This window comes from Paenibacillus sp. Mc5Re-14, from assembly GCF_001049835.1.
Classification (GTDB): Bacteria; Bacillota; Bacilli; order Paenibacillales; family Paenibacillaceae; genus Paenibacillus; species Paenibacillus polymyxa_C.
Map to the genome: position 1 here is coordinate 2,922,641 of NZ_CVPD01000001.1, position 25,969 is coordinate 2,948,609.

Below are 25,969 nucleotides of genomic sequence, written 5' to 3' on the forward strand. Positions count from 1 at the left end.
AAGCAAAGTCTGAAATGGAACTTATCCATTTTGGGCTTTTTTTTATTTATTTCTGAAAAAAATAACGGTTTTCTTTCTTAATCATAGATAAATATGACAAATTTTCATCAAAGTATTGACGTAATAAATGGGCAGGAATACAATCGTTGTTATTAAGCATAGCAAGTACATAGGAATAATTGAAAATTGAAAGGTATGTACATATGAACTTAGACTGGGATTTTATTGTAGAAAGCTTGCCTCTGTATGGAGAAGCCATGTGGCTGACGTTGAAGATTGCCTTTTTTGCTATTCTGTTTTCACTAGTTGTCGGTTTGTTGTGCAGCATAGTGCTGTATTACAGGGTGAAAGGAATTAGCGGAATTATTGTAGCCTATATCGAGCTTTCCCGAAATACGCCGTTGCTTGTACAGTTATATTTTCTGTATTACGGGTTTACGAAAATTGGTCTGCACATGAGCGAAATGACGTGTGCCATTGTGGGGATGACCTTTTTGGGCGGGGGCTATATGGCTGAGGCGTTCCGCGGTGGAATTGAAGCCGTGAGTAAAACCCAAACGGAATCCGGGTTGAGCCTCGGACTGTCCAAAATACAACTGGCGAGATATGTTATTTTGCCGCAAGCATTTAGCATCAGTATTCCATCCTTGGGAGCGAATGCGATCTTTCTACTCAAGGAGACCTCCATTGTGGGTGCCATTGCCTTACTGGATCTGATGAATGTGGCCAAAGACCTGATCGGCATGTACTACAAAACGACAGAATCGTTGATTCTGCTGGTATTGGCATATCTCATTCTGCTTTTACCTTTGTCGATGCTGCTGACGTGGGTGGAAAGGAAGGTGCGATATGCTGAGTTCGGGGATTAATGTGCTGTTTGAGGGATCGAATTTCGAGCGTCTATTAGGGGGATTGCTCGTTACACTGGAGATTGCATTACTTTCCATTATTATTGGTACGCTGCTAGGCATTCTGATGGGTCTGCTGCGCACCTTAAAATCAAGATCGATTCGATTTGTGCTGAGATTCTATTTGGAGACATTCCGCATTATTCCGATTTTGGTATGGTTGTATGTCGTGTATTTTGGATTTACACCTTTGCTGAATGTGAATATCAGCGGGGAATTGACAGCAGTTATCGTATTCAGCCTGTGGGGAGCAGCCGAGATTGGTGATATTGTTCGTGGTGCGCTGGAATCACTGCCCAAGCATCAGGTGGAGTCCGGGCAGGCACTGGGGCTGACCTATTGGCAATTATACCGTCATGTGCTCATTCCCCAAGCGGTGCGCCGAATGCTTCCGGGTTCTATTAATCTGGCGACACGGATGATCAAAACCACATCATTAGTGGTGCTGATCGGTGTAGTGGAAGTGGTGAAGGTTGGACAGCAGATTATTGAGCTAGGTGTAATCAAAGCGCCTTCGGCATCCTTTTGGGTGTATGGTTTTATTTTTATATTGTATTTTCTTGTATGCTATCCGTTATCCAGACTTTCCAAAAGATTTGAACGCAGATGGCAAAATTAGCAGGATGGGGTGGTGTCATGGGAGAGGCTGTGGAGGTTTTATTGGAAATTCGAGGGCTGGACAAAAGCTTCGGCGACCGAAAAGTGCTGCAGCAGATTAGTCTGGACGTAAGGAAAGGGGAAGTCGTGGTCATTCTCGGTCCTTCAGGATGTGGAAAAAGTACGCTTCTTCGATGTCTCAATGGTCTGGAGCCGGTCCAGGGCGGAGATATCCGTTACAGAGGACAGGATCTAACGGATACAAAAGTGAATTGGCGTGAGGTGCGGCAGCATATCGGAATGGTGTTCCAAAACTATGAGCTGTTTCCGCATATGACGGTCTTGGAAAATATATTGCTTGGTCCGCTTAAAGTTCAGCGGAGAAACAAGCAGGAGGCACTTGCGCAAGCGGAGCAGCTATTGGAGCGAGTCGGTCTGCTGGATCGCAAGGATGCGTATCCGAGACAATTATCAGGCGGGCAAAAGCAACGGATTGCGATTGTGCGCGCCCTGTGTATGAACCCTGAAATTATGCTTTTTGATGAAGTCACCGCATCCTTGGACCCGGAAATGGTCCGAGAGGTGCTGGATGTCATGCGGGAGCTGGCCCAACAGGGGATGACGATGATTATCGTGACGCATGAAATGGGATTTGCCAAGTCGGTAGGAGATCGTATCGTTTTTATGGATCAAGGACAGATATGTGAAATGACTACACCACAGCAATTTTTTACCCAACCGGAAACAGAGCGTGCTCAGCACTTTCTGGATATATTTCAGTACGAAACGATATAAACAGGGGGATGAATACAGATGAGAAAAGGAATGAAGTTCACAACGTTATTACTGGCTCTGAGCTTGCTGCTCATCGGCTTGGCAGGATGTGCAGGAGCTGGAAACACCAATGGTAGTTCGGGTTCGGCTAAATTCGCCTCAATTGAGGACATTAAAAAGAATGGCAAGATTAGAATCGGTGTTTTTGCGGATAAGCCGCCTTTTGGCTACGTGGATTCTGAAGGGAAGAATCAGGGCTTTGATGTGTATATCGCGAAACGATTTGCCAAAGATCTCTTGGGCGACGAGTCCAAGGTGGAATTCGTTCTGGTGGATGCCGCCAGCCGGGTTGCCTATTTGGAGTCGAACAAGGTAGATATCATCATGGCTAACTTTACTGTGACCGATGAGCGTAAAGAAAAAGTCGATTTTGCTAACCCGTATATGAAATTATCCTTTGGTATTGTGTCACCCGACAGCGCTCCAATCACCACGATCGACCAATTGAAGGGTTCGGATCAAAAGCTGATTGTTGCCAAGGGAACGACGGCTGAAACTTATTTCACAAAAAATTATCCTGACATCAAGCTGCTCAAATTCGACCAGTACACCGAAATCTTTTCAGCTCTCAAAGACAAACGCGGTGCCGCCATTGCGAATGATAATACAGAGCTGATCGCTTGGGCCAAGGCCAATCCCGGCTTCACCGTAAGCATTCCAGCCTTCGGTGGTCAAGATACGATTGCTCCCGCAGTAGCGAAGGGAAATAAGGAACTGTTGGACTGGATCAACAACGAACTGGCTACGTTGGGCAAGGAGAATTTTGTCCATCAAGCCTATAAGGATACACTGACCTCCGTTTACGGAGAAGGCTTTACGGATCAATTGGTTGTAGAGGGCGGAAAGGTTAATTAATCATCGTATAAGTTACTTATTAAGCATAAAGAAGCGTTGGGCTTGCTGTCCCAACGCTTCTTTAATTTGGGGAAAAGGGAGCTTTGACAACTTCTTATCAAGATAATACTTCCCCAAAATCTCTTGCATGCTCATAGATTTCATTATATAATTTTAAATGATTATGATTCTCATTATCATTTAAGTCTTTAGGCGCAGACTCCCAATATGAGCCTAAGTGAATAGGATGGTGCTTTACACATGGCTAAAACGGATGTGGCTACTGCCAGAAGACAGCTCAGCAGTCCGAACAAGGTAACGCGCAGACGGGCTTTGAGAACGATCAAAGCTGCGAAGCGCGCGAAGTAACAAGCTTCAAGTTAACTGCAAATGCAATACCAGTGTCAAAATTTTTAGTCTCCTCGTTTTGATATTGCACCTGCTTTCCTGATGGTGGTACACAGGAAGGCAGGTGCCCTTTTTTTATTTCTTTTGTGCAAATAGCCATTCAATCATATCCTGATTTTGTAGAGCCGGAACCCAGGAGAAGTGTCCTGTAGGTTTGATAATCCCTGCTTCGTATTCAGTGAAATGAATGAGGTTTCCGTTCTGTGCTTTAATGGCAGCGACCATTTCCTGCGAGTTCTTAGGACTTACTGTCGTATCGTCTGCAGCATGGAAGGCCCAAATCGGAACATTTTTCAACACTTCAACGTGTGCAGGGTCAACAGGAGCATACATGTTAACAGCTTTTTCATAGTTGGTCAGACCGGCAATCGGCACGCCCGCAGCGAACAGATCAAGATTTTTTTCTAACAATCTCCATGTCCCCATGGCACCTTGAGAAATACCTACGATATAGATGCGGTTGGTGTCGATCGGATATTTCAAGGCCGTTTCACGTACCAAATCGGCAACAGCGCTGTTGCGTGGTTCATCTGCCCAAATAAATTTATGCTCCAAGTCAATTGGGCTTTGAGGAGCGATGACGAAGGATGGGTGTTTGGCTTGCTGCTCAGGAGAAGCCCAAGTGACAGCACCAGCATTTGCTAACAGGTTGACTCCATTTCCATCACCACGTTCGCCGTTTCCGTGTAGGAATACAACCAATGGGTAGGTTTTGCCAGGCTCTACTTTAGGTTCAAATGTAAAGTAGTTCAGTTTGAAGCCATCTTTATTTTCAAAGGTGTTTTTTTGGAAATCGTCTACAATGGGTGTCACTTTATCGGTTGCTTTTACAGTCTGTGTAGAAGCTGGAATGACTGTTTTCTTTGAAGTTGCAATATCTTTCTTTTGGCTAATGTAATAGTTCAATGGATTGATGCGGTTGACTGCGCTTGTGGAATCGTAAGTGAGAGTGCTTGCATTTTTGTCCTGCGCATCCAGCTCGATCACGACATATTTGCCATGAGTACTGCGGTTGGTGATGGCGCCAGTATCGTTGGTATATACGCCGGTCACGGTTCTGTCCGTGTATACATCATTGAGTACAGATTGAACCTGAAAGCTGGATGTGGACAGGGATGCTCCGTCAATATTGGTGCTGTATTTCAGTACAACGGCAGAAACAACCTCACCCAGAGGCTGTACTTGAGTAAGCAGAGTAGCCTGTGGTGCTGGAACATCGGCTGCTGCCGCGGCAGAGCTGGAGGATGGATAAAAGATCGTAAGCAAGAGCACGAAAGATAGTAGAACAAGGGCGAAACGTCTTTTTTGCATAAGATAATCTCCTTTGGTGTTTTTTTAAAGCGCTTACTATATGCTCAGGATGCTTGACTGTATGCTGTGGAACTCATACAAATCAAAAAAAGGCAAACTCCGGGTACACAAGTGTACTCGGGTTTTGCCTTTTCAGTAACAATCCCACTTGAAGAATAGCATCCTCCTTGGAATCTGACAAGTGAAAGCGCTACAATTTTGGATGTTTTTATAATATATATTTACCTTCGCAACGGGAGACTACTAAAATCAAATGAGTGACTTGTGCTGAGCAATATGAAGATTGTGCTCATTGTTCTATAGCAGGAAACAAGAAAATAGAGCTTTTCAACGGAGATACGGTAGTATATAATCTCCTTAACTTAACACTGTTAACTTATATAACGACGTTAACAAGGGAGATGAAATCATGAACCAATATGATGTTATTGTCATTGGTGCCGGGCTGGGTGGTTTGTCTTGTGCAGCCAGACTTTCTGCGTTGGGTTACCGGACAGCTGTGTTTGAAAGTCATACTTTGGCTGGCGGCTTTGCTACTGAATTCACAAGAAAGGGATATACCTTTGATGTCTCCTTGCACGGCGTCGGCGGACTCGAAGAAGGCAGCTTCGGCCGGATGTTAAAGGACTGCCATGTGGACCAGCAAATCGTCCCTCTACGCAAAAAGCATCCTTACTCCATTCGCTGGGAAGGACAGACCATTGATATCCCATCTGATGTGCGGGAGTACACGCAGCTCCTCAAAGGCATGTTTCCTGCTGAGACAGCAGCCATTGACAAGCTTTTCGCAGGTATTCGCCGTTTTGAGGCAGGCTTTTCTGCTTTTTCTTCCCGTACTTCCTGGCGTAAGATGGCGGGCCTGCTCAAAGCAGGCACCTTCTTCCGCTGGACGCAAATGACTGCCTGGGAGGCTGTAAGCCAGTTTGGCTTGACTGACCGATTCACGGAATTTTTCACCGCCCTATGGGCTTATTATGGTTTGCCCCCGAAGAGGCTTGCGGCCTTGTATTTTTTCATTCCTTGGATGGGCTATCATCTGGAGGGGACGTATTACATTCAGGGAGGTGCACAGGCCTTGTCCAATGCGCTGGTCGAAGCTATTCAATCAGCTGGAGGAGAAGTTCACCTGCGCAGTCAGGTGTCTGAAATTATACTTGAACGTGGTAAGGCAGCTGGTGTTCGTCTGAACAAAGGGGATGTATATAAAGCCAACTGGGTTGTGTCTGGTATCAGTCCTCATCATACCTATGGTCGTCTGCTGGAAAATCATAATGCCGCCCGTCGTGAGCTGGAGGCTGTCACCGAAATGGAGACTGGCACATCTCTTACTCAGCTATACCTAGGGCTATCATGCGAGCCTCGCGAGCTTGGGATCACCGAAGAAGACTTAATCCTATGTAACGAGCCGGATTCGGAGACGGATTATGAAGTCATGATGAGCGGCCAGTATACGAAAGGCAACTGGATGTTCACAAATTATAACGCCATGGACCCTACACTCAATGAAGCGGGAAAGGGTGTCATCACCGTTACATTTTTGGACAGATTGGAGAACTGGCCTAGCGCACGTCCCGAATATAAAGCCAAAAAAGAAGCAGTAAAACAGCAGATACTGGAACGCCTTGAACAGCTATACCCTGGTTTTAGCAGTAAAGTGGTAGTGGCAGAGTTGGGCACACCACGCACAATGCAGCGGTATACCGCTAATCCCGGCGGGGCTGTTTACGGCTTTGCGCAAACGGTGCGGCAGTCCGGTATACACAGACTGAAGCACAAATCAGCAGTGAACCGTCTGTCATTGGTAGGGGCCTGGACACAGCCTGGGGGCGGGTTTCAAGGAGCTATGAACTCGGGTATAATGGAAGCTGATCGTATCGCCGCCAAATTGAGATAGGCAGAAAGGGCACGTATATCTATTCATGAAACATATCAAACGCCGAGAACGTGAGAGCAGTGAGATTCGCCGCAAAATCATTGAGGCCGCCCGATCACTCTTCTTGAACCAAGGGTATGCCGAGGTCTCTATGCGTAAAATTGCGGATCAGATCGAATATTCACCAACGACTATTTATCATTATTTCTCCAATAAGGAAGCGGTTGTTCGTGAACTGCTGTTAGAAGGGAATGCTTTGTTCCTGAAGGCTCTTCAGCAGCGCGTGGATGAAGCACAGGCAGCCGGACTGAACGCTCTGGACACACTGAAAACAGTGTCCGATGCTTATGTCCGTTTTGGCATGGCTAATCCCGAATACTACAACATCCTGTTTATCAGCAACCTTGAATCTGTAAGCTCGGTTAGCCTTATAGACAGTGGGAGTTTTAAAGGGTTTGAGTTGCTTGAGGGCGGACTCAAAGTCGCTATGGAGGAAGGGGGCATCATTCAAGGGGATGAGCACCTGATGGCTAGATCCGTATGGAGTATGTTACACGGACTAACTTCTCTTCTCCTGAATTTTGAGCTTCCTATGGCCAAAGCAAATAATGAATTGATTTCATTTACTATAGATACCTTTTTTCGAGGATTAAGCCGCTGATGCAGCGGCTCATTTTTTTGTGCTCCCACCCCGTACAGGCAAGTCTGCATACGCCGGCTCCTGTGTTAACGAAGTTTCAAATCTGAAAGCTGCTCCAGCACGGCTTCAATGCGACGTTTATCTTTTTTGAGCATCACGAGTTGTAAAGAAGCATGAAGCAGGTTTGAGATGCTAGCCCAAACGTCTGCTTCTAGACCGGGCAGAAGATCGCGCTGAATCATGATATCCAGCGCCTCGGTTGCAATTTTCTGATGAAGCTCGTTACTGGATAGCCATTCAATTACCTGCTCAGCTGTAGGACGAGAATAGGCGAAAAGTACTGCCCAGCCATCGACCGGATGATTGACCTTATCCCGCATCCAGTCAATGACCTGCGGTGAATGAAAATGCTGTAACTGCCCGCTAACGGTGTATCCTTCTAATTTGCCATCCTTTGCCGTATGCTGCATCAGATCATTATAAACATTTTCTAATCCTTCCTGTTCGGGCAGACAGCGGGCGGATAGATAGGCACGTGTCGAGACAAATGCTCTCTCAGCATGTATGTTATTTGAAGCGGATGAATTCCATGCTTGCGTGATATCCGTGTCCGGCTCCCATAAGGAGCGAACCCAGTCAGCAGCCCCAATACCTGCGGTCTCCCCAATAAAAAATGCCCATGTAGCGAATTGGGCCGGGTTACGCTGAATGCGCTGCTCCCAGGCAAGAAAAATATCCTGTGGATCATAGACTTGAAAAGCCTGCAGTACAGCAGGGTGATCTACGCCATGCATGGTGGTGTAATGGATCAGTGTTTCCAGCGACCGGGCGGCATCCTCCAGCTTCATCGTACAGAACGTGTTCAACCAGCGCTGCCACAACTGCAGCGGCGGGCTGTCTAGTTGAATACCATGCTCGTCTAACACGTTAGACCAATCCCACAGCCATAACCCGTGCAAGGTAAGCATGGTTTCTATATAGGTAGGTAAACTTTCTGCAAGCAGTGTGAACCGGTCCAACTCATGCTCATAACAGAACACTGCTGGCTCTGTTGTGGATGTCGCTCTATCAAGCAGGATCGGATCACCGGCACCGTTATAGTTTAAAATTAGATATCGTTGTTCGTCCGCTGCTGAGTCGGTGTTTTCTCCATAGGATGTAAAATAGCTTATATACTCATGGTTCCAGCCAAATTCTCCTGTAATATCGTCAAGCATATTCGGTTTTTGTTTAAGGCCATTACTGCTTTCATATGAACAAGCCAGTTTATCGGCTACAATACAGTGTTGAGGGAGGCACCATAGCAAATGTAAGCTGCCACACCGCTTTATCAATTCAGACAGGGAGGCAGGCAAAGGGACCTGCAGCCGTTCCTCCAACTCAGTCAGTTCCTCTTCGGAAATCCCCTTCGTCCATTGGTATACTACGTCAGGCATCCCACCTTGTCTCAGGCGCTCAGCGATCCCTCCGAGCTTTTCTAAGATATGTGCAAAATGTACTGTCATTTGTATTCGTCCTCCTCTTACTCTACAACCTGGCAATGTTCTTTTTGCAGGAATGATAGAACTTCATCATGAAGTGCTATCGCTTTAGATTCATAAATGATCGCCACTTCGCGTCCATATGCATAATTGAAACGTACGTATCCGCCAAGAGACTGAAGAAAAGCCAAGCAGATATGCTCGTTTTCAATCCATAGATTTGAGTCAAAATGCTGTTTAAAACGCTGAGCCAATACCTGTATAGATGCTGGAGCTACTTGCAAGGCTTGATCGTTCGGATTGGCTGAACCGTAAGCTTCCGCCGTCTCCGGTGGATTAAATTGTAGAAATGTTGCAACTCTATCCAGACTGACAGGCTCGAAATAACGGGGGAATGGCTCTATTCTTCCGAATTCATCCCGTAGTATATGCTCTAGTGTATCTATAAATGGGGCTTGAACATCTAATGGCTTCATAGTTATGACCTCCGAATGTCGCGGTAGCCAAAGCAAGCCTTCGACCTGAGGATGCACCGCTAGAAAATCACCATCTATGGAGCTGCCGATGAACACGCACTCGCCCAGCTGTTGCGCGGTGATCGGACAGTTATCATTATGCGTCCACAGTTCGTAATCCGCATAGGATTGCAAAAGTTGAGGATCAGGTCGTTCAATCACCAGCAGGCCGCAATAGGTACCTGGCCCGTATTGGGTGAGAAATGAAGCATAGGGAATTGGTAAAGTTATGCCATAGGTATGTTCGAAATTTGTCAGTTCATCGGCAGCTACTGGCGTGTGCTGTGTGGAAACCCAATACATGTAGAATACACCTGCTTTCTGGCACTCTATCTATAGGGATGGAGTCCAAATGTAAATGAGAGATATGCTATAATTAGGAAATAAAATAGTTAAATATTAGTCTATCTCAATTATGTAAGAACTACAATTTGTGAGGGTATGAAAGGGGAGCACATCGTATGACATCGGGGGTACAGGCCTACATAGATCCAATTTTTGAGGAGATTGACCAGAGATACGCTTCTGAGCAAAAACGCATCGCGGAATTCAAGACCAAAAGCGTCCTTCACGAAGGGATTCATGAATACTTAAAAGTTACCTGTAAGAGCGACGGGTTATGGGTGGATACCTACGAACCGTTTGATTGGGATCATCGTAGACCAGATATGGATATTCCTGGTTTTACGGAAGGAGTGACGCTCCAGCAGGTGCAGGATGAATGGATGCCTGTGTTCAAAGAACGGATAGCGGCCCTGTATAATTCAGAAGAATTTAGTCCTATGTTTTTTCGTTATCGGCTGGAATTTCATCTAGAGGTGGTCTTGGAGAATAAGGCCAGTCATTTTACATTCTCGCTGTTGAACGAAGATAAGTGGCAGCATCTGTTAGCCACTATCGAACAGTTTGTGGAGCAAAAGCTTGACCCTGCCAGTAAAGCTATCCCGAAGGAAGAGGACGATTTTTTCTTAGTAAGGCACTTGCTTGATCCTCATTTGTACCCTATAGACGCCCAGCGGGTGAATGAGCTGTTGAATCGAATGGATGCAAAAGTGCAGGTTAGCCGTAAGCGAGAAGAAGCATGGAGGCATCAGCTGAGCAGAGGCTTAATGCATTGGGCTGAAGATGAATTTTTGGCCAAATACGCAGATCGGGAAAAAAACTACGGGCTGGAGTATACGGTGAGGCCCGATATTCTTCCTTCAGATATTCCTGCCCCCGCCATGGAGATGTTCCTGCTCACCGCGATGCGTGTGGGTTCGACCGATGCCGATGCACGGCAGAGTTATTTGGAGATTGCTGCACAACTGGGTTCAAATCAGGCAGCCGAGTGGCTTAAGAGTGGATCAGGTAGCATTCCAGCGTCATATACAAGTGAACGAGTCACCTGCCAAGCGAATGATATTTTGCAAACACTGGAGGTTCAGATTCGTTCTGAGGAAGAAGAGAGCTATAGAGAAGCACTCGTATATCTATGTGATATATTACGAAAAGGCTTTACTAAGGAATATGGGATGAAGTTCAAAAGCAAAGTGAAAAACTATCTACCCGTACCCAAGTTAGCCAAATCTGCATTACATCGTTTCTTTGCCAATGCACTTGAATACCCTTCGCTGCACCCGTTGCTGGCGGAATATGCCGAGACTGTGATGGAAGAATTCAAGTGGTACAACGATGTAGAGCCGGGGGAGAAGTCAGCAATGCCGGGAACCTATGCGGTGATGGGATTAGGACTTAAAGGAACGGAATATTTTCCGTTAGTGAGTCGTTATATGAAGCTAGTGGATAGTGAGCACCAGTCGGTGCAGGACGGTTACGCCGCTGTGTTTGCTGAGGCACATGGACTGACACCGGATACGATTCCCGTATGGGCGAGAATTCTTTTGGCAGGTAATGATTCTGCCAAACCTCTGAAATCGGCTGGCATTGAAAGTGCAGAACAGGCGAAGGCGCTAGTAGATGTACTTGAGAAGTTGGAAGACTACGAACAAGAGATGATCGTTTATCGTATATGGGGTGGTGCAAAGAAACTAAAAAACAGCCTGAAGCAGGCTGTCCCTGAGGTAAAAGAGATACTGGAGACGCTTATTCCATAAAAGCATCGTATTCATGATTATATTGCAGTCCCTGCGCAATGCGTTGAACATCCGGCTCGCTTCCACTGCGGCGCAGTACTTCAATAACATCTGTACAGTCGCTATCTCCAGCCGAGATTGCACGTGGTGGTCTGACAGACGGCCTGGACCAGTGCTTCTAGGCTGTCAAAAGTTTGTATACTCATGTTTGGAATGCTCACCCTTAGACGCTTGTTTATGCTGTAGTTTTTGTAATATTTTTAAGATGGCCTGGCGATTTTTCGCATCCTTAATGTACTTTGGAATGGAATGGGAAGCCGTGCGCATCATACCGGATGTGGGTTTTTCCCGCAACTCGGCAGAGATATAGGAGAGCAAATAATTCAGGTGTATCCGGTTAAGAGCCCACACCGGTTTCCCACGATAGTAATCAAGGAAATACAGCTGGAGCTGGAAAATAGGATCTTTTCCATTTTGGATCACGTCTGTATGCCATTCACGTGACTGCATACGATGCACTGGAACTTGATTACGTGTCTCACAGTGCGGACAGTGTATATTCGTATTTTTATGAGTAACCGTTCGGTCATCATGGATTTCAATATTAAAATATCGCTCGCAATGGCTGCATACACCGCGTGCATAGAATTTATACGGTTCTGGCTGCTGAAATGTGTAGTAACAATGAGAGCAGCGAACAACGTAATAACAGTCTTCTTTAGATCTGGAAATAAAAGCTTGGCCCTGACAGCGAGGACAGTGAACAGCTACCTGTTCTCCTCTCCAGATCACGGCGGCAAAGTCATATTTATATCCATATTCATCTTTGAAGCGTTTTTGCTCCATGTTCGTTCCTCCTTTTCGGAAAGAGCGTAAAAACGTACTTTTTATATATCGTATGTTATAATATTCCTTAACAACAGAATGGCTTAGATGGGCGGTCGGCTAGTCTCCTGTAAAGGAGGTGAGGCCCTGATTCTTTCCTTCCATAAAAAGAAATAGACCGCCCGTGGTAGGAACCGGTCTATTTCGAATACCGTGAACTTGCAGCCACCGCCCTTAAAAGCGGCTGTTGCCAAAGAGTGAGGATGTTGACGCATCTTCACTCTTTTTTAGAATATACATCTTATTCCCATTTTAACACTTGAAAAAGGCCTTTTCAATGTGCCTAAGAGTGAAAAGGCGAATAGGATGTGCAAAAGGAGAGGGCGAGCATGAGCATTTTTACAGGGCTGCAACGTTCGCAGTTTCAGGCTTATTATGATGAAGAATTTCTTATAGAGCATCGTTTTGAAAATGGTAGGGGCTTTCCGCCTTCCTATATAGATTACGTCAAGACTCTTGGCTACGGGCGGTTATGTGGCGTATGGAATATCCATATTCCTCTCGGGGATCATCCGGATTCATGGCTTCATCGTTACCATGACTGGCGAGCTTGGTTTGATGATGTACTGGAATCGGAGGAGGTCTTACAAGAAGCGGCGTTGGAGCCAGATGGTTTCCCGCAATTATTGGAACATGCCGTTCCCTTCGCTTCCAGTGAAGAGGATGACCTGCTGGTCTGGGATATTCAATCGCCTGATAAACGGGGGGAATTCCCGATTTATGCTTTGAATCTGCGCACATGGGGCAACTTTCGGTATGCAGCCCCGGATTTGTATAGCTTCGTCGAAGCGCTGCTGGATAGAGAACGCGTAAAGTCGATTTTGGGAACACATCGTACACCATTCCCTTATACATTTGAACCCTTTTAAATCGTTAAAGAGCCACCCTGGTTTTCGAACTTTAAGGTGGCTCTTTAAGTTGCTATTCTTTTTGTTCTTTATGCTTGGGCTAAATATTGCTGTACCAGTTCATATCCAGCCACGCCCATTACAGGATATTGATTATATTCTTTTAGTTCCAGGTTGCGTACATATTCATCTCCGTAATACAGATGGCCCGCGCAATTAAAATATTTTAGCTGCTGTTGTTCCTCAGATAGAAGGCGATGATCGATAATGGGCCATACTCCCTTCGTCAGATTTTGGGTGGCGGTGAATATAACCTCGAACCTGCCCCGGTAATCTGTGAATGAGAGATATGTAGCTTCACCCTCGTACGCTTGATTCTGACCTATGGATAGAACACCAAAGGAGAACGCTTTTTTGAATCGACCATACAGTGCGCAGATCACCTGACATACCGCAAATCGGCCGTCATGCAGAGGGATAACAAAAATATCGCCTTCCTGATGTTTGATTCTCTTAAATACCATCGTCAGGCCAGCTCTTCCTGAAGAATCTCAGTTTTTAGACCTTTAGCGCTGGTAATTGTAATGCTAATCGCATCAAAACCGTTTCGCTTGGCCTCTTCAAAATCGCACCGTTCGCCGCTGATCAGCTCCAGCTGTCCGTTCTCGTCCACTTCATCTGCAAACTCGTCATCCCAATCAACATTATAAAAAGCAGTCACGGTCACCTCAAAGGTATCCTCACCGTCATCGTCCAGATAAGGTAGCAGGGGAGTGCGATTGTTCTGCTGTTCTTCTGTATATACTTCACACAGTAGTGCATCGTAACCATGGCGAGTTCCATCAAAAATGACGATCTGCTCACCTGTGACTGCATCTTCTGCAATAATGAGCTGGGGCGCAAACTCTGTTACAGCGATCAACTCATCCATGAATTCTCCATAGTAAAAAATGTGGAATTTCGTATTTCCGGTCTGTGAACGGAGCTTACCTGTCCATTCTTGTTCAACCCATGCCTCCGGGTTTTCGGGTACAACCCAATCCTCCAAATAAGCAGGCCCTAATTTAGTATGCTGTGTTTCTGTCATTTATAGCGTCTTCCTTTCTTTTCGTTTTATTATGACATGGACAGGGTAACGATTTTGTTGTCCTCATCCACATCTACCTTCACATTTACTCCGAGCTTGTCTTTAAACAGCTTACTGATATTAATATAATCATCCTTCACCGGCCTACTTGAATTACCAGTGGTGCGAGTCATTCCAGCGGTGATGATAGAGCGCACGTAGGTTTTGTCGAGGCTGGCATCAGGATTGTAAGTATAAATAACCTGTTCCTGTTGGTTGTAATAATGGGTTAACTCCGTATAGTCGTTGGCGTTCTCATACTGTTTTTCCTCACGTACATACTCAGGATGGTCCATGGTATAGTGGATTCCCCCATCCAGAAAAGGATTTTCTTTGGAGGGCTTGAGTTCATACTGTCCATAGGCTAGTTGAAACAGATACTCTATGCCTGAGCCCTCTGCCTGATAGTAGAGCTGACGATGGTCCCCATTTTTATCTATTGCGGTATAACTGCTGATTAAAGGCCAGGCATCATATTTTTTACCCTTTACTTCAAGGGCCAGCTTGTAATGTACAAGCACCTTCTCATTTTGGAATAATCCAAAGCTGCTCATAATGAAATAGGCAGGCACACAAATAATTCCGATAATCAATATGAATATAAATATTCTTACACGCATAAGTAGAGTGATTCTCCTTTGGTTGTCGATTATGTGGACAGCTCACGCTGGGCAGATGCACCGAATTCCTCATGTTGCAATAATTGCTTCAGCGCATGTTGTGCGAAAGGGTGGGCTTTATGTGCGCGGAGCAGTGCAAAAGCGGCCCCCTTGACTAAGATATATGTATCACTGCGGATTAAGTCCAAAGCTATATGTAGCTCTGCTTCTGAACAAGGCATCCACGCCAAAGTTTGTAAAGCTGCGTTTCGTACATCATCATCTTCATCAGGCTTGGACAGCAGCTCGCGAATACCTTGCATGATCATCGGCTGCTGGCTCTGATCTGCATATAGTCCGATGACCTTCAGCGCTTCTATACGAAGCAGATCATCCGCGGATGATTGCTGCACAAGCTGCAAAAGGAATGCGATGGTGTCCCCCATGGGCTGGGGTATAGCTGTTAATTCGCGTAATGAGACCAATTGATCTTCATACGATAGTGTAGGGAAAATAGATAAGAACGTCTTTTCGTCATCATCGGTTTGTATGGACATATACCCCCCTCATTTCTTAGCCAGATTACTTTTTGACATTGTGTATTACCTACTCTCGTTGTCTGTAGTTCGATAAAGCTTCTTCCGTTCCGCCACCCTCTAGCAGCACCATAACCGCATAGGAAATTGTATCAATCCAATCGTCAAGCGTACTAATCTGCTCTACGGTCAGCAGGTGATTTCGCTGCAGCATACCATCAGGATGCAACGCCCATGCCCGTGTATATTGGCAAATCCCCCACAGAGCGGATATAAGCTCCCGTTCTACGGACGGTTTCTCCAACTCATCTGCCAGAACTTCAATGATAGTCATGAGCTCATGAAAATTATCCTCGATCAGTTCTCCCTGGAAGGGACGAAGCATCCCTAGAAATCCGCTTCGCATTTTGGGATGCTCCAGATCATCATGAATAAAAGAATGACAGTGCAACAGCTCACGGGCTTCTTGTTTATTCATGAAGTTCCGTAATCTCTGCACGGATACCTCTGCACAGAAAGCTGCCTGACAGCCCTGACAAGGCATCGATGTCAACGACCATGTCTGCTTCTTCATAGCGGAAATCGAGCTGCAAGATGATATTTTCTGTTTCTACAGGGGTTAATACATGCTCTTTGGTTTCCAGAAATGTAAAAGTCACTGCATAGCGTGGAATATCTTTGGCTGGAGCCTCAGGGATCACTGGTGCCTCAGCCGAAGGTTCCAGATCCGGTGATTTAGGAACCAGCACGCTAGCGGGGGATAGCTCAATTGTCAGTGTAATCTGGTCTTTCGTCATATTGGCAGCCGTGATTCGGTCATAGTGAAAAGGTGGAAAATAGCCGAGCTTTTCTACAATGCTGTCTGCACCTTGAATAGAAACGGTTGGAGAGAAAGCCAGTTCTAGTCCGATGGACCCTGTCAGTTGGTCTTCATATTCTGGATTGATACGGATAAGGACCTGTTCCGACTCTACCTTCAAAATCGTACCTATAAAATACTGTTTGCCATGGATCAGAACAACATCATGCGGAACGAACGGCAGAGCTCCTCCCGCTTGATAATGAATGAGATATTCGTTTTCTTTTTTTTCAGCCTTTTGAACTTGAATTTGCATAAATTGCAGCCTCCTAGGGTTAATGGGATGACGGATTGTTTAAGTGTGTGGTAAAGGATACGGAGTCCACGATTGAAAAACATACTTCATATCCGGAGTATCCTTTTCGAGCATAAATGGAAGAATATCCATAATGGCACGTGCTTTACTGCCAGCATAAAAGTTGCGCGAGCTGTGTAACAGTTTGGTTGCCTTTATCCACTGGCTCAGCTGCATCATAACGTCTTCGACGATTGTTTGGTCGATACGTTCATAAATGTCCTGACGGATCGAAACAAGCATCCCGCAATTGTTGGGAGATTGACCCATAGGGTCATTGGACAAAAGAATGTAGACTTCCGGCGTTGTCCCTTTGTTATAGGACGATTTGATACTGGGAGCCTCGATAACCAGCATCAATGGAGTCAATTCATTATCGGTTACAATGCGGAGCAACTCCTGCTTGTCCCAGCGGATCTTACCGTGTTTGGCTTTCTTGGATTGATAGACAGACACACGGGCATTGCGGATTCCTGATATGTTCAGGAGTGTTTCAAAACAATCGAACAGGTTAGTAAAGCACTCTTCGGCAAACAAAGTGTGCTTCTCCGATAAGGAACCTGTCATTATGAAATTATAATGTAGATTGTTAACCACAAGCATCCATCCTTTATTCATGAATTACCAATTCTCCTACCATAATATATGACATGGTGATTGAATTCACCTTTTGCGTTATTCGTTAAAATCGTTTGGAAACCAGTTCAACTTCGCGTATACTAGGAAAGTCATATATGGAACGGCCTGAGCCGCCTTGCGGCCGTATGTTGAGTTACATGAACAGATTCAACGATAACGGATATGCTCCCTTCCTGAAAAGGGGAGAATGAGAACCGATACAAAAATGGGAATTCTGAACTATGGAACGATAGATGTCATATGGCACATGAACCTATTTTACGTGACACATATTGAATACAGATAAGGGAAGTGAATACAACTTGAAGAATTTTACAGCATTAGGCGTGGAGCAACATTGGGTAGAAGCCTTGAAAGAGCAGGGCATCTCAGCGCCAACACCTGTACAGCAGGAGTCCATTCCACTGTTGATGGAAGGTCAGGATGTGATTGCCGAGGCACATACGGGGACAGGGAAGACGCTTGCGTTTTTACTACCGATTTTACAAAAACTGAATTTGGACAAGCGGCACCCGCAGGCGCTTGTGATTGCACCTACGCGTGAATTGGCACTCCAGATTACAGAGGAAGCAAAATGCTTGGCTGCTGCGGAGCCGAGTTTATCTCTACTAGCTGTTTACGGAGGACAGGACGTGGAGCGTCAGCTTCGTAAACTAAAAGGCGGCGCACAACTGATTATTGGTACACCTGGGCGACTGCTGGATCACCTGAGACGTGGCACGCTCGATCTAGGCGGCATTAAAATGCTGGTCCTGGATGAGGCTGACCAAATGTTGCACATGGGCTTCTTGAACGACGTGGAGACGATTCTGCAGGAGGTTCCTTACCGGAGACAAACAATGCTGTTTTCCGCTACAATGCCAGCAGGTATTCGCAAGCTGGCTCGTGTCTATATGAACGAACCCGTTGATGTCAAAGTGAAATCGGCTTCTTCCGTTCCAGTGAGCCAAATCCGTCAGGTCGTTGTACAAACAACAGACCGTGGTAAGCAACAGGCATTGGTAGATATGCTGAATACGGATCGTCCGTATTTGGCTGTTATTTTCTGCCGTACTAAGCGTCGGGCTTCCAAACTGAATGAGGAGCTCCAGGAGATGGGGTTCGAGAGCGGTGAGCTGCACGGGGACTTGTCCCAGAACAAGCGGGAGCAAGTGATGAAGGCGTTCCGTGAAGCGAAACTTCAATTGCTCGTAGCGACAGATGTAGCCGCACGCGGCCTCGATGTAGAAGGCGTCACGCATGTCTTCAACTATGACATGCCGCAGGATGCCGAAAGCTACATCCATCGCATCGGGCGTACCGGCCGTGCCGGAGGCAAAGGCGTTGCGGTGACGCTCGCCACGCCGAGGGATGTTCCGGAGCTTCGGAACATCCAAAGAGTTGCTGGTGTCACATTCACCAGCAGTGAGGGCGGCGGGCAGCGTATACCTGCTCCCGATACGGCTGAGCGGCAGGGTAGAAACGACCGCTCAGGCAGAAACGACCGCCGTTCCTTTGGTGGCAACGATGCTGGCGGTGGACGCCGTAGCGGCCGCGAACAGTCCGGTCGTCGTGACGGCGCAAGCGGCGAGCGTCGCTCCAACCGTAGCAGTAGTGAACGCGGCGGATATGATCGCGATCGCAGCAACGGCGGTTCCACACGCGGAGGTCAAGGCCGCTCGGCAGGGCAAAGCAGCGGACGCGGCGGGTATGACCGCAGCAGCGGTAGTTCTGCACGCGGAGGTCAAGGCCGCTCGGCAGGGCAAAGCAGCGGACGTGGCGGATATGACCGCAGCAGCGGCGGTTCCGCACGTGGAGGCCAAGGTGGACGCGGTGGACAAGCCAAAGGCGGTCCGCGTGGGGGTCAAGGTCAAGGAGGCCGACGCGGACGGTCCAGGTAGATAAAATAGGGGTATTCTCATAGAATGCTCCACTATGGTTATCATAATAGCCCCGGGGAGGCTCATCTTCCGGGGCTATTATAATCTTCAACTATGCCGCTGCAAGAACAGCATCATAAGATAAAGAGCAGCGAAAGATGCCTTGAGATAACCGAATAGCGGGTAGGGCATTTTTTAAAAGATAATTTGGAGGGGTTATACATCATGCAGGAACAGGATATGGGCAAGCGTGCCATGGTCTCAGCATGGATCAGCCTGATTAGCAACATCCTCTTAACCGGCATCAAAATCATCGCAGGACTCATGTTCAACAGTAAGGTGCTGGTGGCCGATGGTGTGCATAACGCCGGGGACGTGATTGCTTCTGCAACCGCACTGGGAGCGATGAGAATATCCAGCCAGCCTCCGGATGAGGATCATCCTTATGGTCACGGCAAGGCAGAAGTCATTGGTGCTAGTGTGGTGGCGGTCATATTGTTCGGGGCAGGTATATTTATCGGCTATCATTCCATTGCTGCGCTGTTCGAACCGATGCCACAGGAGCATATACTAGCCTTAGTGGCAGCCATTATTTCCTTGCTCTGGAAACAGTGGCTGTATCTCTACACAATTCGTATTGGCAGAGCGGCCAATAGTCAGGGCCTCATTGCGACGGCAAAAGATCACCTCGCTGATGTATATGCCTCTGGAGCGGCTGTATTGGGCATCGGATTAGGACTGATCGGGGAACACTGGGATATTCCGATTTTATCTTACGGCGACCCCATTGCGGGGTTTGTAGTGGCGTTGCTGGTTCTGAAATTGGCGTGGGAAATGGGCCGCGAATCCATAGATGTGCTCATGGAGAAGGCTATTGCAACCGAGGAAATCGAAAGCTACGCAGCAGCCGCACTGAGTGTAGCCGAGGTTCAGCGTATTGACCGTATCCGTGCCCGTGAGCACGGTCATTATATTATTGTAGATATCCGAGCTTCAGTGGATGCCTCTTTGACGATTCAGCAGGGACACGATATTATCCGGCTGATCAAGAGGGCTGTCATGAAGCGGGAGCCACGGGTTTATGAGGTGCTTGTCCATTTGAATCCGTGGTATGCAGACGACCTCCATGCTGTAAAATCAACACAAAAAGAACCTGAAGATAAGGTGTAACCGATACGAATAACGCCCCTAGAACAAACGCCTCGAATTGACAGATAACTTGCCGGAAGGGTATGCTTTTAAAAGCCGAACGATGATGAATAAAAGCGAGGTTACCCGAAAATATGCGAAAATTTTTAAAATGGCTAGGTATTTCTGTGACTGCTGCAGTCCTTTTAGTGGGCGGATATTATGCTTATTCTATATATCATTTTACGAATCAAATTTCGGTTGCTTCCGGCCAGGACTCGAAATTTAAACCGCAAACCCAAACATCAACCAATGTACAACCTGTAGAGGTATCACTCCCACCGGAATGGGATGGAACAGAGAGAGTGAATATTCTGCTGCTTGGCGGCGATTCTCGTGGAGAAGATTCAGGGCGCTCTGACTCGGTTATGGTTGCTTCTGTTGATCCGGTTACGAAAAAGGCCACCCTGATGTCGATTCTTCGTGATACGTACGTCAAGATCCCGGGTCATGGGCAAAGTCGATTGAATGCAGCCTTTTCCTACGGTGGACCTGATTTGACCAGACAGACTGTGAGCGACCTCCTGGGGATACCAATTCAATATTATGTATATACTGATTTTAATGGTTTCATTGCGTTGGTTGATTCTGTAGGTGGTATTGACCTGGATGTCGAAAAAGATATGCATTATACGTCCAAGGCAGACAAACACCAGTTTGATATTGACTTGAAAAAGGGAATGCAGCACATGGACGGCAAAACAGCCTTGCAATATGTACGTTTCCGTCATGATGCGACTTCCGATTTTACACGTACGGAGCGACAGCGCAAATTCATTACCGAACTGGGCAGTAAAATACAATCGACCTCGTCGCTCATTAAACTGCCAAGTATTTTAAATAGCATATCTCCTTATATTGAAACGAATCTGAGTACAACGGAAATGCTACAGTTGGCTTCATTGGGTTTTAATATCGATGCTAAAACAGTAGCGAAGCAGCAAATCCCGCCAAACGAACTGGTGCGCGGGGAAACCATCAAGGGTGCGCAGGTGTTGGGTGTGGACGAGCGGAAGCTCAAGCGATTCATACAGAATCTTTTTGAACAAGAAAACAAACCGGTGACTACGACGGTGGAGGCTGCCACCACGACAAATGATACTCCATAACTATTTAAAGCAAGCGAAGTTCGTACAATAACGTACAACTTTGTTTGCTTTTGTGTTTATTTGGGTATAACCTTGTATATTTTGTTCCAAAAATATATCGTAATTATGAAGAACGTATACTCATCTGTCTAAAGAGAAGGGGAATGTCATGTGGAGATAACTCCGGCATGGAAAGACCGGTTTAAGAAGTTTTTTCTGAACAATAAGTTTGTGTTATTCCTGTTGGTATTGCTGCTGATCGGCTTGAATATCTTAGTGCTTACCAAAATTTCATACATATTTACGCCTGTCATCGTGTTGCTGAAAACGATCATTCTCCCGGTCATTTTGTCCGGTGTATTATACTATCTGCTCAATCCGTTGGTAGATGTACTGGAGCGAAATAAGGTAAAGCGGGTATACTCCATTGTTGTCCTGTTTTTGCTCATTATAGGGATTATCGCTATTGTGATTACATCGGTGGTACCTGTGATCCGTGATCAGATACAGGGCCTTATCCAAAATGTTCCTGCCTATACCGAGCAAGTCAAACAACAGTTTGAGCGACTGATTGGCAGTAACTTTGTCAACCAGTTCCAGAACACCATTCAAATAGATCCATCTGAACTGGCCTCCAAAGCTTCTGAAAAGTTATCTGGCTTTATCAATAATGCATGGACGGGTGTGGGAAGCTTTTTGGGTGTGATTACTGAAACTGTGCTTGCGATCGCTACGGTTCCGTTCATTCTGTTCTATTTGCTGAAAGATGGACACAAGCTGCCGCAATGGATTCTAAAAATGCTTCCACCTATGTTTCGTAAAGAGACAGATCGTATCATGACCGAAATGAATCATCAGGTCAGCTCGTATATTCGTGGACAGATTATTGTCAGCTTCTGTATTGGAGTGCTGCTGTATATTGGTTATCTGATTATTGGATTAGACTACTCTTTGACACTTGCGGTCATTGCGTCCTTTACGAGCGTGGTTCCCTACTTAGGGCCTGTAATTGCCATTACACCCGCGTTAATCGTAGCTATTGTTACCTCACCGATCATGCTGCTCAAAATGGTTATCGTATGGACAGTCGTCCAGCTTATTGAGGGTAAATTTATTTCACCACAAATTATGGGTAAATCTCTTCGAGTACATCCGATCACGATTATCTTTGTTATTTTGACAGCTGGCAATTTGTTTGGTGTGGTAGGAATTGTACTGGCGGTTCCAGGTTATGCCGTCTTGAAAGTAATCGTGACCCATCTGTTTAGTTTTTTTCAAAAGCGTTCACATCTTTATGAAGCAGATAAAGTAAAGTAAAAAGCAAGTCTCTATAAAAAGTAAACATGGCTAAATATGTGCGGTAAATCTGCTATTTTGCCCCTCTTGGTTAACTGTGGCTTTACGTGCTATAATTAATGCCTATTCGTATTCCAAAATAGAAAGGTCAGACTTTTTATGATAAAACTCAGCATTCTTGACCAATCTCCGGTATCGGAAGGCATGACGCATGCACAGGCATTACAAAAGACTGCTGAGCTTGCTATAGAGGCGGAACGTCTGGGTTATCATCGCTTCTGGGTATCCGAGCATCATGCAGCCTCTAACCTTGCAGGCTCCAGCCCGGAGGTATTGATTTCACACCTGGCTGCCCGTACCTCTACCATTCGAGTGGGGTCGGGTGGTGTGATGCTGCCTCATTACAGCGCTTATAAAGTAGCGGAAAACTTCCGGGTATTGGAGGGATTGTATCCGGGACGCATTGATCTGGGTCTGGGGCGAGCGCCTGGAGGAATGCCGATTGCTACCAGAGCTTTGCAGGAGGGGAAAATGCGGGGCGGCGTTGATCTGTACCCCGAGCAGCTGGATGATCTGCTAGCCTATTTGCACGATAGCACAGGCAACCAGCATCGCTTCGGTTCGCTACAGGCGATGCCGCTCGTAGAGACCGTGCCGGAAATGTGGCTGCTTGGCTCCAGCGGCGATAGCGCAGGTCTGGCCGCCGAGCGTGGCGTAGGCTTTGCGTTCGCGCAGTTTATTAATGGTGAAGGCGGCACAGGTGCTATGAAGGGATATCAGGAAAGCTTCCAGCCTTCTCAGCATAGTGAGCAACCGCGTTCGCTTGTTGCCGTATTTGCGATCTGCGCGGATACCGAGGAGGAGGCCAATCGTTTGGCATCCAGCATGGACTTGTCCCTGGTGCTTTTAGAACAGGGCACGCGTTCCGCAGGGACACCTTCTGTCGAAAAGGCGCTTGCGTATCCGTATACGCCATATGATCGGATGCGCATTCGTGAGAATCGCAAGCGTATGGTGGTCGGTTCACCCGAACAGGTGAAGCGTCAGCTTGAGCAATTATGCAAGAACTATAATGCACAGGAGATCATGGTTGCGAGCATCATTCACGACTTTGATGCCAAAATGAAATCAATACGCCTCATGGCTGAAGCATTTGGACTGTCCTCTGTACAGGCTTAATGCGAATGGCCAGAATTAAAAGATCACAGCTTTAGGGCTGTGATTTTTTTTGACTTTTGAGGAAATATTGAACGTTACGCATTGTAAATTAGAAGGAATATGCCAGTTAACACTTGATAATGATTATCAATATCTTTATTATATAAAGATAGAATGAAGTTTTGATGAATGTCGTGCGTTAAGCCCGTGACTATATATATTGGATTAGGGAAAGGGATGATTCCAAATGTTTCGTCTGAAAACGGCAAATCTGGATATTGCTTATGAAGATCGATTGATAGTAGAAGATCTGAACGTAGAAATACCGCAGGGAAAAATCACAGCATTGGTGGGGGCAAATGGCTCCGGTAAGTCAACCATTCTGAAAACGATGGCTCGCATCATGAATCCTAAAGGCGGTAGCGTTCTGCTGGATGGTAAATCCATTCATAAGCAATCCACCCGGGAGGTAGCGAAGCAGTTGGCTATTTTGCCGCAGAATCCGACTGCGCCGGAAGGGTTGACCGTGACGGAACTGGTATCTTACGGACGTTTCCCCTATCAAAAAGGTTTTGGTTCCATGAAAGCGGAAGATCGCAAAATGGTAGAGTGGGCCATCCAAGTAACGGGAATGAGCGAATTTCACGATCGTCCGATTGATCAGCTTTCTGGTGGTCAGCGTCAGCGTGCCTGGATTGCTATGGCGCTTGCGCAAGATACGGATATATTGTTTTTGGATGAGCCGACTACATTTTTGGATATGGCGCATCAACTGGAAGTGCTGCATCTGTTAGAGTATCTGAATACTTCGGCAGAACGCACCATTGTTATGGTCGTGCATGACTTGAACCATGCAGCCCGGTATGCTCAGCATATGATTGCGATCAAAAAAGGGAAAGCGAAGGCGGTAGGAGCCCCGACTGAGGTTATGACCCCCGATGTGCTGCGTGAGGTGTTCGGGATCGAGGCGGATATTGTTACTGATCCTCGTACAGGGGTACCACTCTGTCTTCCGTATGCTTTGGCTGGTCAGCCTGCGGTAAGCCAAGCAGTAAAGGGAATGAATGTAGAAGAGAAGCAAACGGTGGGTTCTGTTGCCGAGCGGCGTGATGCTAGACCACAAGTAGCAGCTAGAGGTTAGAGCGCCATCAAGTGGCAGCATCAACGGTAAAGGGTCTGTGGATATTGGCATGTCCGTCACGTTTTGGGTAAAATAGGTTAAGAACCTAAACCAAGCGACATGAAGGAGGATGCTGTATGTCTGTCTATTCATATAATGCCATAACACCAGCCAATCAGGAGGTTTCTCTGGAAACTTACACAGGTAAAGTGCTGCTTATTGCGAATACCGCCAGTAAGTGCGGACTTACCCCGCAATATGGGGATTTGCAGAAGCTTTATGACGAATATAAGGATCGAGGACTCGTTGTTTTAGGCTTCCCTTGCAACCAATTTGGCGGTCAGGAGCCGGGCAGCAGCGAGGAAGCGGCTGAATTTTGCCAATTGAATTACGGGGTTAATTTCCCGATATTCGCCAAAGTGGATGTGAACGGACCGGATACAGCAGCTCTGTTTGAATATTTGAAGAAGCAGCAGCCTGGAGAACAGGAAGATGGTACAATTCAGTGGAATTTTACGAAATTCATTGTGAATCGTGAAGGTGTGCCTGTGGGGCGTTTTGAGCCTAAGGAGTCACCGGAAGCGATGAAAGCTGCCATTGAGCAGTTGTTATAATAGCTTCGTGTAATTCCAAAGTATATGTATAAACAAGGTCTGATTTCTGCCTGTCTCAGGGGAAACAGACCTTTTTTTATTCTCTAAATGAGCATTTACCTAAGAATTGACGCATCGTGTGGAAAGTCTGTTCCAAGGGCATAATCAGGGGGCAGACAGGGAAAACTGAATGGAGCAAAAGAAGATTTCAGCAAACGGCTGATCTCAGACATCCTTACCTTTTTAAATGTGGACAAACTGTGAATATCATAAAAAGCTATTGTAATGTGAAAAATATCACACTATAATAAGCACATGAAGTGAAATAAATCACAAGAAGTAACGAGTTGCCTAAGTGAAAGTATTCACAATTATTATACATTTTATGCCCACACACCAAGGAG

At 46.3% G+C, this 25,969-nt stretch carries 27 protein-coding genes; 16 read left to right on the plus strand and 11 right to left on the minus strand.

Annotated elements, in window-relative coordinates; all coding sequences use genetic code 11:
• The first annotated feature begins 203 nt into the window (after positions 1–203).
• The 5 genes from BN1546_RS13295 (at position 204) to BN1546_RS27330 (ending at position 3,542) form a co-directional block, all read left to right on the plus strand.
• Positions 204–869, plus strand: a complete 666-nt coding sequence (locus BN1546_RS13295) for an amino acid ABC transporter permease (RefSeq protein ID WP_090737894.1) — start codon at positions 204–206, stop codon at positions 867–869.
• Entirely contained in the window at positions 850–1,527 is a 678-nt protein-coding gene (locus BN1546_RS13300; RefSeq protein ID WP_090737896.1) for an amino acid ABC transporter permease, read from the plus strand. Before BN1546_RS13295 ends, BN1546_RS13300 begins: the two co-directional genes overlap by 20 nt.
• A gap of 17 nt (positions 1,528–1,544) precedes the next feature.
• On the plus strand, positions 1,545–2,300 hold the full coding sequence (locus tag BN1546_RS13305) for an amino acid ABC transporter ATP-binding protein (RefSeq protein ID WP_090737898.1): 756 nt from the start codon (positions 1,545–1,547) through the stop codon (positions 2,298–2,300).
• 18 nt (positions 2,301–2,318) lie between these two features.
• Positions 2,319–3,194: a cysteine ABC transporter substrate-binding protein gene (locus BN1546_RS13310; RefSeq protein ID WP_090737900.1), complete on the plus strand. Its 876-nt coding sequence runs from the start codon at positions 2,319–2,321 to the stop codon at positions 3,192–3,194.
• Positions 3,195–3,434: 240 nt separating this feature from the next.
• Positions 3,435–3,542 carry a putative metal homeostasis protein gene (locus tag BN1546_RS27330; protein ID WP_016822819.1) on the plus strand — a complete coding sequence of 36 codons (108 nt, stop codon included), beginning with the start codon at positions 3,435–3,437 and terminating at the stop codon, positions 3,540–3,542.
• 114 nt (positions 3,543–3,656) lie between these two features.
• Here the strand turns inward: BN1546_RS27330 and BN1546_RS13315 are convergent, their stop codons facing one another.
• The gene (locus BN1546_RS13315) at positions 3,657–4,892 is read right to left on the minus strand and encodes a PHB depolymerase family esterase (RefSeq protein ID WP_090737902.1); all 1,236 of its coding nucleotides are present in this window, start codon (positions 4,890–4,892) and stop codon (positions 3,657–3,659) included.
• Between the two features lie 409 nt (positions 4,893–5,301).
• Here BN1546_RS13315 and BN1546_RS13320 point away from each other — a divergent pair, with 409 nt between their 5' ends.
• Positions 5,302–6,786, plus strand: a complete 1,485-nt coding sequence (locus BN1546_RS13320; protein WP_090737904.1) for a phytoene desaturase family protein — start codon at positions 5,302–5,304, stop codon at positions 6,784–6,786.
• Between the two features lie 25 nt (positions 6,787–6,811).
• Positions 6,812–7,426 (plus strand): TetR/AcrR family transcriptional regulator, encoded by a 615-nt coding sequence (locus BN1546_RS13325; RefSeq protein ID WP_013373502.1) that lies wholly within the window; start codon positions 6,812–6,814, stop codon positions 7,424–7,426.
• A 65-nt stretch (positions 7,427–7,491) separates the two neighbouring features.
• Here the strand turns inward: BN1546_RS13325 and BN1546_RS13330 are convergent, their stop codons facing one another.
• Complete coding sequence (locus BN1546_RS13330; protein WP_090737906.1) at positions 7,492–8,910, minus strand: SMI1/KNR4 family protein; 1,419 nt, start codon at positions 8,908–8,910, stop codon at positions 7,492–7,494.
• A gap of 17 nt (positions 8,911–8,927) precedes the next feature.
• The gene (locus BN1546_RS13335) at positions 8,928–9,704 is read right to left on the minus strand and encodes a hypothetical protein (RefSeq protein ID WP_013373500.1); all 777 of its coding nucleotides are present in this window, start codon (positions 9,702–9,704) and stop codon (positions 8,928–8,930) included.
• Positions 9,705–9,862: 158 nt separating this feature from the next.
• Here BN1546_RS13335 and BN1546_RS13340 point away from each other — a divergent pair, with 158 nt between their 5' ends.
• On the plus strand, positions 9,863–11,497 hold the full coding sequence (locus BN1546_RS13340) for a DUF6138 family protein (protein ID WP_090737907.1): 1,635 nt from the start codon (positions 9,863–9,865) through the stop codon (positions 11,495–11,497).
• A 165-nt stretch (positions 11,498–11,662) separates the two neighbouring features.
• On the opposite strand, the gene BN1546_RS13350 is transcribed toward BN1546_RS13340, so the two are convergent.
• Entirely contained in the window at positions 11,663–12,322 is a 660-nt protein-coding gene (locus BN1546_RS13350; RefSeq protein WP_090737909.1) for a hypothetical protein, read from the minus strand.
• A gap of 368 nt (positions 12,323–12,690) precedes the next feature.
• On the opposite strand from BN1546_RS13350, the gene BN1546_RS13355 reads away from it, so the two are divergent.
• Entirely contained in the window at positions 12,691–13,230 is a 540-nt protein-coding gene (locus BN1546_RS13355; RefSeq protein ID WP_090737911.1) for an SMI1/KNR4 family protein, read from the plus strand.
• A gap of 68 nt (positions 13,231–13,298) precedes the next feature.
• Here the strand turns inward: BN1546_RS13355 and BN1546_RS13360 are convergent, their stop codons facing one another.
• Genes BN1546_RS13360 through BN1546_RS13390 form a run of 7 tightly spaced genes read right to left on the minus strand, consistent with a single transcriptional unit; the run spans position 13,299 to position 17,242 of the window.
• The gene (locus BN1546_RS13360) at positions 13,299–13,733 is read right to left on the minus strand and encodes an immunity 26/phosphotriesterase HocA family protein (RefSeq protein ID WP_013373496.1); all 435 of its coding nucleotides are present in this window, start codon (positions 13,731–13,733) and stop codon (positions 13,299–13,301) included.
• Positions 13,734–13,735: 2 nt separating this feature from the next.
• The gene (locus BN1546_RS13365; protein ID WP_090737913.1) at positions 13,736–14,296 is read right to left on the minus strand and encodes a hypothetical protein; all 561 of its coding nucleotides are present in this window, start codon (positions 14,294–14,296) and stop codon (positions 13,736–13,738) included.
• Between the two features lie 29 nt (positions 14,297–14,325).
• Positions 14,326–14,955: a hypothetical protein gene (locus BN1546_RS13370; protein WP_064961643.1), complete on the minus strand. Its 630-nt coding sequence runs from the start codon at positions 14,953–14,955 to the stop codon at positions 14,326–14,328.
• 29 nt (positions 14,956–14,984) lie between these two features.
• A complete protein-coding gene (locus BN1546_RS13375; protein ID WP_090737916.1) occupies positions 14,985–15,491 on the minus strand; it encodes a HEAT repeat domain-containing protein in 507 nt (168 codons plus the stop codon).
• Positions 15,492–15,540: 49 nt separating this feature from the next.
• Positions 15,541–15,948 carry a hypothetical protein gene (locus BN1546_RS13380; RefSeq protein WP_025677547.1) on the minus strand — a complete coding sequence of 136 codons (408 nt, stop codon included), beginning with the start codon at positions 15,946–15,948 and terminating at the stop codon, positions 15,541–15,543.
• Positions 15,941–16,585, minus strand: coding sequence for an immunity 50 family protein (locus tag BN1546_RS13385; protein ID WP_025677551.1), 645 nt, complete (start codon positions 16,583–16,585; stop codon positions 15,941–15,943). The genes BN1546_RS13380 and BN1546_RS13385 overlap by 8 nt, the downstream gene beginning before the upstream one ends.
• Positions 16,586–16,624: 39 nt before the next feature.
• Positions 16,625–17,242 carry a hypothetical protein gene (locus BN1546_RS13390; protein ID WP_090737918.1) on the minus strand — a complete coding sequence of 206 codons (618 nt, stop codon included), beginning with the start codon at positions 17,240–17,242 and terminating at the stop codon, positions 16,625–16,627.
• Between the two features lie 323 nt (positions 17,243–17,565).
• Here BN1546_RS13390 and BN1546_RS13395 point away from each other — a divergent pair, with 323 nt between their 5' ends.
• From BN1546_RS13395 to BN1546_RS13425, 7 genes are all read left to right on the plus strand, one after another.
• Positions 17,566–19,143: a DEAD/DEAH box helicase gene (locus tag BN1546_RS13395; protein WP_090737920.1), complete on the plus strand. Its 1,578-nt coding sequence runs from the start codon at positions 17,566–17,568 to the stop codon at positions 19,141–19,143.
• A gap of 204 nt (positions 19,144–19,347) precedes the next feature.
• On the plus strand, positions 19,348–20,292 hold the full coding sequence (locus BN1546_RS13400) for a cation diffusion facilitator family transporter (protein ID WP_040102683.1): 945 nt from the start codon (positions 19,348–19,350) through the stop codon (positions 20,290–20,292).
• Positions 20,293–20,405: 113 nt separating this feature from the next.
• On the plus strand, positions 20,406–21,419 hold the full coding sequence (locus BN1546_RS13405) for an LCP family protein (protein ID WP_025677555.1): 1,014 nt from the start codon (positions 20,406–20,408) through the stop codon (positions 21,417–21,419).
• A 150-nt stretch (positions 21,420–21,569) separates the two neighbouring features.
• Positions 21,570–22,715, plus strand: a complete 1,146-nt coding sequence (locus tag BN1546_RS13410; protein WP_013373486.1) for an AI-2E family transporter — start codon at positions 21,570–21,572, stop codon at positions 22,713–22,715.
• A 138-nt stretch (positions 22,716–22,853) separates the two neighbouring features.
• Positions 22,854–23,873 (plus strand): LLM class flavin-dependent oxidoreductase, encoded by a 1,020-nt coding sequence (locus BN1546_RS13415; RefSeq protein ID WP_016324835.1) that lies wholly within the window; start codon positions 22,854–22,856, stop codon positions 23,871–23,873.
• 226 nt (positions 23,874–24,099) lie between these two features.
• Positions 24,100–24,993 (plus strand): ABC transporter ATP-binding protein, encoded by an 894-nt coding sequence (locus BN1546_RS13420; RefSeq protein ID WP_013373484.1) that lies wholly within the window; start codon positions 24,100–24,102, stop codon positions 24,991–24,993.
• Between the two features lie 116 nt (positions 24,994–25,109).
• Entirely contained in the window at positions 25,110–25,586 is a 477-nt protein-coding gene (locus tag BN1546_RS13425) for a glutathione peroxidase (RefSeq protein WP_090737922.1), read from the plus strand.
• Positions 25,587–25,969 lie beyond the last annotated feature (383 nt).

Bases quoted from the DNA above. Each gene is read 5' to 3' on its own strand.
- BN1546_RS13295 (WP_090737894.1), top strand. From the start codon at position 204: ATGAACTTAGACTGGGATTTTATTGTAGAAAGCTTGCCTCTGTATGGA.
- BN1546_RS13340 (WP_090737907.1), top strand. From the start codon at position 9,863: ATGACATCGGGGGTACAGGCCTACATAGATCCAATTTTTGAGGAGATT.
- BN1546_RS27330 (WP_016822819.1), top strand. From the start codon at position 3,435: ATGGCTAAAACGGATGTGGCTACTGCCAGAAGACAGCTCAGCAGTCCG.
- BN1546_RS13365 (WP_090737913.1), bottom strand. From the start codon at position 14,296: ATGACAGAAACACAGCATACTAAATTAGGGCCTGCTTATTTGGAGGAT.
- BN1546_RS13380 (WP_025677547.1), bottom strand. From the start codon at position 15,948: ATGAATAAACAAGAAGCCCGTGAGCTGTTGCACTGTCATTCTTTTATT.
- BN1546_RS13320 (WP_090737904.1), top strand. From the start codon at position 5,302: ATGAACCAATATGATGTTATTGTCATTGGTGCCGGGCTGGGTGGTTTG.
- BN1546_RS13420 (WP_013373484.1), top strand. From the start codon at position 24,100: ATGTTTCGTCTGAAAACGGCAAATCTGGATATTGCTTATGAAGATCGA.
- BN1546_RS13300 (WP_090737896.1), top strand. From the start codon at position 850: ATGCTGAGTTCGGGGATTAATGTGCTGTTTGAGGGATCGAATTTCGAG.
- BN1546_RS13310 (WP_090737900.1), top strand. From the start codon at position 2,319: ATGAGAAAAGGAATGAAGTTCACAACGTTATTACTGGCTCTGAGCTTG.
- BN1546_RS13375 (WP_090737916.1), bottom strand. From the start codon at position 15,491: ATGTCCATACAAACCGATGATGACGAAAAGACGTTCTTATCTATTTTC.
- BN1546_RS13405 (WP_025677555.1), top strand. From the start codon at position 20,406: ATGCGAAAATTTTTAAAATGGCTAGGTATTTCTGTGACTGCTGCAGTC.
- BN1546_RS13305 (WP_090737898.1), top strand. From the start codon at position 1,545: ATGGGAGAGGCTGTGGAGGTTTTATTGGAAATTCGAGGGCTGGACAAA.
- BN1546_RS13400 (WP_040102683.1), top strand. From the start codon at position 19,348: ATGCAGGAACAGGATATGGGCAAGCGTGCCATGGTCTCAGCATGGATC.
- BN1546_RS13390 (WP_090737918.1), bottom strand. From the start codon at position 17,242: ATGAATAAAGGATGGATGCTTGTGGTTAACAATCTACATTATAATTTC.
- BN1546_RS13385 (WP_025677551.1), bottom strand. From the start codon at position 16,585: ATGCAAATTCAAGTTCAAAAGGCTGAAAAAAAAGAAAACGAATATCTC.
- BN1546_RS13350 (WP_090737909.1), bottom strand. From the start codon at position 12,322: ATGGAGCAAAAACGCTTCAAAGATGAATATGGATATAAATATGACTTT.
- BN1546_RS13415 (WP_016324835.1), top strand. From the start codon at position 22,854: ATGATAAAACTCAGCATTCTTGACCAATCTCCGGTATCGGAAGGCATG.
- BN1546_RS13370 (WP_064961643.1), bottom strand. From the start codon at position 14,955: ATGCGTGTAAGAATATTTATATTCATATTGATTATCGGAATTATTTGT.
- BN1546_RS13355 (WP_090737911.1), top strand. From the start codon at position 12,691: ATGAGCATTTTTACAGGGCTGCAACGTTCGCAGTTTCAGGCTTATTAT.
- BN1546_RS13325 (WP_013373502.1), top strand. From the start codon at position 6,812: ATGAAACATATCAAACGCCGAGAACGTGAGAGCAGTGAGATTCGCCGC.
- BN1546_RS13360 (WP_013373496.1), bottom strand. From the start codon at position 13,733: ATGGTATTTAAGAGAATCAAACATCAGGAAGGCGATATTTTTGTTATC.
- BN1546_RS13330 (WP_090737906.1), bottom strand. From the start codon at position 8,910: ATGACAGTACATTTTGCACATATCTTAGAAAAGCTCGGAGGGATCGCT.
- BN1546_RS13335 (WP_013373500.1), bottom strand. From the start codon at position 9,704: ATGTATTGGGTTTCCACACAGCACACGCCAGTAGCTGCCGATGAACTG.
- BN1546_RS13425 (WP_090737922.1), top strand. From the start codon at position 25,110: ATGTCTGTCTATTCATATAATGCCATAACACCAGCCAATCAGGAGGTT.
- BN1546_RS13315 (WP_090737902.1), bottom strand. From the start codon at position 4,892: ATGCAAAAAAGACGTTTCGCCCTTGTTCTACTATCTTTCGTGCTCTTG.